This window comes from uncultured Halovibrio sp., from assembly GCF_913056445.1.
Lineage (GTDB): Bacteria > Pseudomonadota > Gammaproteobacteria > Pseudomonadales > Oleiphilaceae > Halospina > Halospina utahensis_B.
This window is the reverse complement of record NZ_CAJXMA010000121.1, coordinates 1-6,064: the sequence shown is the minus strand read 5'-3', so window position 1 is coordinate 6,064 and position 6,064 is coordinate 1. Positions and strand designations below refer to the sequence as shown.

Below are 6,064 nucleotides of genomic sequence, written 5' to 3'. Positions count from 1 at the left end.
CGAAGTCGAACACCATACCGGCATCGTTCAGCTCGCCGGCGAGTTCAATGTCCACAATCCAGCTTTCGCCGACCAGGCCGCGGTGACGGTCCAAGTAGGCAAAGTCAATGACGGTCAGGTTATCAACGAAAAGACGGTTCATGATTCGGTGGCTGCCTGCGCTGTGAAAGGCCGCATGGTAGCAGATCACGCCATGCGGCGGGCAGCGGCTCAACCTATAAGCCCGCCGAGCCAGGCAATGCCGAGACTGAAGATACCCAGGCTGACGGCCAGTGCCATGGTGTAGATCCGCGCTGCCGTGGTTTTCTGCTCGCGCCGGTAGAGGTCCAGGGTACGCTGGGCGACCTCCTCGGAAGTGTCCCGCGCGATGTCATGGGCCTGCTGGACCGCTTCCGACTGCAGGGACTGCCAGAACTCCGTATCCACCGTCTGTGTCGCTGTCAGGTGATCCTTGAGGGCGTTCAGGTCGCTTTCCGTCAGTCCCTGTTGGTTCTGCTCCCGCAGCTCCCGGCGCAGTTCACTGAGTTCATTGCCCAGGTTGAGGGTGACTTCAGCGGCCACTTCATTCTTCAGCGCCTCCAGTCGGTTTTCCACCAGTTCACGGAAATCCGCGGTCTGCTTTTCAATCGCCTCTTCCCGCCGGCGTTCACTGTCCTCGATCAGGCGGCGGACATGGTCGTGCTGTTCGTCGAAGAGACTGGAAAGCAGCTCATGCAGCCGGTTGTGGATGTGGGTCTTCACCGCTGAACGCGCGATCTGTTCGATCAGCTCCGTGGTCAGGGGAACGGTGTCCCCCTCGGTGCCCGTGCTCTGGGGGCTGTCCGCAAGCCGCACGCTGGCCCCGGTTTCAAGGGGCTCGGAATCCTCGGGTGGTTCGGCCACATCCTCGGGGGCCGGTGGTTCGGGCAGGGTCCCCTGGTTCAGGTCCTGGGTCAGGGCCGTGAGGATGCTGTCGAGACCGTCCGCCTGCGGGGGTTTGGTGAGGATGTTGTAGACTCCGTATCCCTGCGCTTCCTGAATGAAATCATCCGATTTCTTTGAGGTGCACATGACCACCGGGATGGAGGCGGTTGCCGGGTTGCGCTTGATGGCCTTGGTGGCCTCCACGCCATTCATGCCCGGCATCAGGTGGTCCATGAAGATGACGTCCGGTGGCTGTTCGCTGTTCAGCAGATCCAGAGCCTCCTCGGCGGAGCCCGCCATGCTTACGTCCATGCTCCGGCTCTCAAGGAGTTTGCTCAGGGCGAAGCGGGCGACTTTGGAGTCGTCCACCAGCAGAGCGGTATTGATGGTCATCTGGCTTCCTCTTGCGTACTGCGTTGTTACCGGATGGGCTGACATGGGTCACCACGCCTCCATGGATGGACATTGGGTTTCCCGGTAGCTGCCCTTGCGGTAGCACACTCCCGGCTCCGAAGTGCGGGCGATGAAGACCTCACCTTCCGGCGTGGTCATGCGGACCTCGCCGTAGGGTTCGCCTTCCCGGAACGTGCTTTCAATGCTGGCGCCGCTGGGATGACGGATCTCGCCCTCGCCGTGGAAACGGCCATCGACAAACTGGCCCCGGTACTGGCGCCCACTGCTGAAAGTGCGGACCCCTTCGCCATGGAAACGGTCGTTGGCGAACTCGCCACGGTAATAGCCGCCGTTGGGGTAGGTCAGGCGGCCCTCGCCGTGCAGCTCGCCGTCCCGGAAATCACCCACGTACATGAGTCCTTCAGCGGTGGTGAGGGTGCCGTGCCCGTTAAGCTCGCCGTCTTCCCAGTTACCGGTGAAGGTGTCGCCGTTGCTGGCGGTGAGTGTGCCACGGCCGTGGTACTCGCCATCCTGGAAATCGCCCTCATAGACATCACCATTGGGGCGCTGCAGGTTGCCTTCGCCATGCATGGTGCCCTGCCGCCACTCGCCTTCATAGATGCGCCCGTCCGGGAAGTGGGCTGTCCCCTCGCCGTGGAACTCACCGTTGCGGAATTCGCCCTCGTAGGTGAGGCCGTCGCTGTCGCGGTAGGTGCCTTCGCCGGTTTTCACGCCGTGTTCCCAGGTGCCGTTGCGGTAACGGACAGTGGTGTAGCGCTCAAGGCGCGCCATCAGGGTGGGGGAGTCGCCGGCATCCAGGTGGATCCGCTCGCGCCAGGTACTGTGTTTCGGTTTGCTGATCTCGATGGTGTAGGTTCCGGGGGCCAGCTCCAGGTCCATGGCGGTGGACCCCCGGGGCTTGCCATTGATCCGCACCTGGTCGTCGTAGACGTTGGAGCGCAGTGTCAGCCGGGCTTGTGTCGGCTGCTGCTTTTTCTTCTGCTCCGCCTTTCCGCCGGCGGTGGGCTGGGAATCAGCTGCCATTTCGGCGCGAGCGTCATCAGGCGTGTTTTCGGAGCTGCTACCCGTATCAGGTACGGAAACGGCCGGGATGACCCGAGGAATCCTGTCGGCGCTGGCCTGGGATCTGTCTGCTGGGGCGCGCTCATCACCCGCGCTGGTTTGCGTCTCCCCGGAAGAGGAGGGGGAAACCGCCGGAATGCGTGAGCCCACCAGCTCCGGAGAGCGCTGGATGGTGGCAAAGCCGGCCGTCACCAGCAGCATGATCGCGAGAAAATTCGCAAACAGCAGTGGTCTGTAGTCGATCATTGCATGCCACTCCGTTCATTGCGGCACCGCGGGTCAGGCAGGAGGCAATGGCGGCCACCTGTTCAGTCTGACTTCATGTTATCGGAGAACGGGTACTGGCTGCGTGAAGTGACGCACTTTTCAGGCGTTTTCCGAGCGGCTCTGCTGCTGCAGTTCCTCCCAGGCGCGCATGTGCACGTCTGCTTCGTACTCGTAGGGCGATTTGAACGGCGTCAGGACCAGGTCAAAGACCGCGAAAAGCAGGCCCACGGAAAGCCAGGACAGTACCAGCGTCTCCAGGGTGGTGGCCTGGACCTGGGCGGTTGCGTCCACGAAGCGCTCCAGGTGCGGCAGGGCGTTGTCCACCAGCGCCACGGGATTGAAGCGGGCGAACACCAGCGGAATCCAGAATCCCAGAAATACCGGGAAGAATCCGAAGGACCAGAGGATCCGGCGGATCAGATAGATCGCCAGCGCGTTGACGTATCGCCGCCGCAGTTCCGGTATGCCCCGGATCTCTTCCAGGTAGCGCTTGCGTTCAACCCAGTAGGCTTCAACCCGCGGACGGGATCCGGAAGTCTCGGTATGCTCGTTTTGGCTGGTCAATGATTGTCCATGCATAAGTTGCCCAGTGTCCCCTCACTATAAACAAGATGTGAGCGGTTGCCAGAGGCCACCCCGCTACGGCTGTGGGAACACGGGCGCGCAACCGCTAGAATGGCGGCACATTCATCGGACAGGACGAGAGCATGCTGGATCAGGCGGAACCGCAGGTTCACCCGGCTTTCGAGTGGGTACGCAATCACCGGATCGAGACACTTCACCTGGAGGTGGAGGAGTACCGCCATCGGGCCACCGGGGCATGCCATCTGCATCTCGCTTCAGACAACGACGAGAACGTTTTCCTCGTGGCACTGCGGACCTTCCCCATGGACTCCACCGGGGTCGCGCACATCCTCGAGCACACGGCCCTGTGCGGGAGCGAGAACTACCCCACGCGCGATCCGTTCTTCATGATGATCCAGCGTTCGCTGAACACCTTCATGAACGCGCTGACCAGCAGTGACTGGACTGCCTATCCGTTTGCCAGTCGCAACCGGAAGGATTTCGACAACCTGCTCTCGGTCTATCTGGATTCCGTGTTCTTTTCCAATCTGGACCCGCTGGATTTCGCCCAGGAGGGCCACCGGCTCGAATTCGAGACTCCGGACGACCCCAGTACGCCACTGGTGCACAGGGGCGTGGTCTACAACGAGATGAAGGGCGCTATGAGTTCGCCGGTGTCACAGCTCTGGCAGACGCTGTCCAAGCATCTGTTCCCGACCACGACCTATCATTACAACAGCGGCGGCGAGCCGGACCATATCGTGGACCTGACCTATGACCAGCTGGTCCAGTTCTATCGCCGCCACTACCATCCCAGCAACGCGATCTTCGCCACCTTCGGCGATATCCCGGCGCGCGAGCACCAGGAGCGTTTTGAGTCCTTGGCGCTGAACCGGTTCCAGGCGGCGGAGATCGACCTGCCGGTGCGCAATGAGAAGCGCTACTACGCCCCTGTGAGGGTTCAGGAGCATTACGGCGTGGACCCGGACGAGGGCACTGACAACCGGACCCATGTGGTCATGGGCTGGCTGCTGGGGGAGAGTTTCGACCTGGAGAAGAACCTTGAGGCGGAACTGCTCACAGCCGTTCTGCTGGAAAACAGTGCCTCGCCGCTGCTGCAGGCTCTGGAGACCACCAGCCTGGGGCAGGCACCCTCGCCGCTGTGCGGGCTCGAGGATTCCAACCGGGAAATGACCTTTGTCTGCGGCATCGAAGGCACGGAGCCGGAGCAGGCCGGCGACGTGGAGAATCTGATTCTTGAGACACTGGAGCAGGTGGCACGCGAGGGCGTCGCCCATGAGAAGCTGGAGGCCATCGTGCACCAGCTGGAACTGCAGCAGCGCGAGATCTCGGGTGACGGGTTCCCCTACGGTCTGCAACTGATCATGCAGGCGCTCTCGCCCATGGTGCACGGTGGTGATCCGGTGGATCTGCTCGACCTGGAGCCGGTACTGGAACGGCTTCGTGAACGCATCCGGGATCCGGAGTATGTGCCCGGGCTGATCCGGCGCCTGCTTCTGGACAACCCTCACCGGGTGCGCCTGGCACTGGCGCCGGACACCGGCCTCAACGAACGCCGGGAACAGGCGGTGCGGCAGGCGCTGGACGAGCAGAAGGCGAGCCTGACCGAAGAGGAGCAGCGGACCCTGGTCGAGCAAGCGCAGGCCCTGCAGGCACGCCAGAACCAGGAAGCGGACGACAGCATGCTGCCGCGCGTGGGCATCGAGGATGTGCCGGCGTCGCTGAAGATCCCGGAAGGGGAGTCCGACGCGTCCGGGCGCATCACCCGCTATCACATGGGCACCAATGGCCTGGTGTACCAGCAGCTTGTGGCGCCGCTGCCGGATCTCGCCCCGGAACAGCGCCAGCTTCTGCCCATCTATTCGAGCATGCTGAGCGAGGTGGGTGCGGGCTCCGAGGACTATCTGCGTATGCAGGACCGCATCTCGGCGGGCAGTGGTGGCATCAGCGGGGCGGCCACGATCAAGGGCAACGTTGACGATGTACAGTCCGTGCGCGGCTACTTTACCCTGGGCGGCAAGGCCCTGGCCGCGAACAGCGACGATCTCGCCGGGCTTCTGCATGACGTTGCCTCTGCCGCACGGTTTGACGAAAAAGAGCGGGTGCGTGAGCTGGTGGCGCAGATGCGCGCCCGCAGGGAACATTCCATCACCGGCAGCGGTCACGCATTGGCCATGGGTGCGGCTTCACACGGGGCCAGCCCCGGCGCCCGCCTGACCTATGAACTCGGTGGGCTCGAGGGCATCCGCCAGCTTGTGGCTCTGGATGACCGCCTGGACGACAGCGCCGAGCTTGACCGCTTCTGCCAGCGCTTGTCGGAGCTTCATGAGCGGATCCACGCGGGCGGGCCGGACTTTCTGCTGATTGGCGAGAGCAGTGGACTGGAAGGCTCCGAGGCCGCTGTGCGTGGCTACTGGTCCCTGGATGGGGATCGGGCTGAAGGTGGCTTCCATCTGGATCCGGTGAGTGAACAGGTCAACGAAGGCTGGCTGACCGCGACCCAAGTGAACTTCTGCGCCCGGGCCTTTCCGACGGTGCCGGTGGAACATCCGGATGCGGCACCGCTGAGCGTTCTGGGTGTGCTGCTGCGCAATGACAACCTGCACCGCAGTATCCGGGAGCAGGGCGGCGCCTACGGCAGCGGCGCGGGGCAGGACAGCGCCAACGGGGTTTTCCGTTTCTTCTCCTATCGCGACCCGCGCCTCGAGGAGACCCTGGCCGACTTCGATCGCTCACTGGAGTGGCTGCATGCTGGTGGGCAGACTGCGGCCTCCGTGGAAGAGGCCATACTGGGCGTGATCTCCCAGCTGGACCGGCCGCGCTCACCGGCGGG

4 protein-coding genes and 1 pseudogene are annotated in these 6,064 nt (G+C 63.2%); 1 reads left to right on the top strand and 4 read right to left on the bottom strand.

What is annotated here, in order from left to right; genetic code table 11:
* From QZ501_RS14655 to QZ501_RS14640, 4 genes and pseudogenes are all read right to left on the bottom strand, one after another.
* Positions 1-142: pseudogene (locus QZ501_RS14655) on the bottom strand (6-pyruvoyl tetrahydropterin reductase); the annotation flags it as partial.
* A 68-nt stretch (positions 143-210) separates the two neighbouring features.
* Complete coding sequence (locus tag QZ501_RS14650; RefSeq protein ID WP_151439377.1) at positions 211-1,296, bottom strand: response regulator; 1,086 nt, start codon at positions 1,294-1,296, stop codon at positions 211-213.
* Positions 1,297-1,344: 48 nt separating this feature from the next.
* Positions 1,345-2,625, bottom strand: coding sequence for a PEGA domain-containing protein (locus QZ501_RS14645; RefSeq protein ID WP_151439378.1), 1,281 nt, complete (start codon positions 2,623-2,625; stop codon positions 1,345-1,347).
* Positions 2,626-2,745: 120 nt separating this feature from the next.
* Positions 2,746-3,210 carry a hypothetical protein gene (locus QZ501_RS14640; protein ID WP_225741655.1) on the bottom strand — a complete coding sequence of 155 codons (465 nt, stop codon included), beginning with the start codon at positions 3,208-3,210 and terminating at the stop codon, positions 2,746-2,748.
* A 143-nt stretch (positions 3,211-3,353) separates the two neighbouring features.
* Here QZ501_RS14640 and QZ501_RS14635 point away from each other — a divergent pair.
* On the top strand, positions 3,354-6,064 hold a 2,711-nt coding region (locus tag QZ501_RS14635), incomplete at its 3' end, for an insulinase family protein (RefSeq protein ID WP_295720542.1).

Excerpts from the sequence above, each read along its gene's own strand:
- QZ501_RS14650 (WP_151439377.1), bottom strand. The coding sequence starts at position 1,296 with ATGACCATCAATACCGCTCTGCTGGTGGACGACTCCAAAGTCGCCCGC.
- QZ501_RS14645 (WP_151439378.1), bottom strand. The coding sequence starts at position 2,625 with ATGATCGACTACAGACCACTGCTGTTTGCGAATTTTCTCGCGATCATG.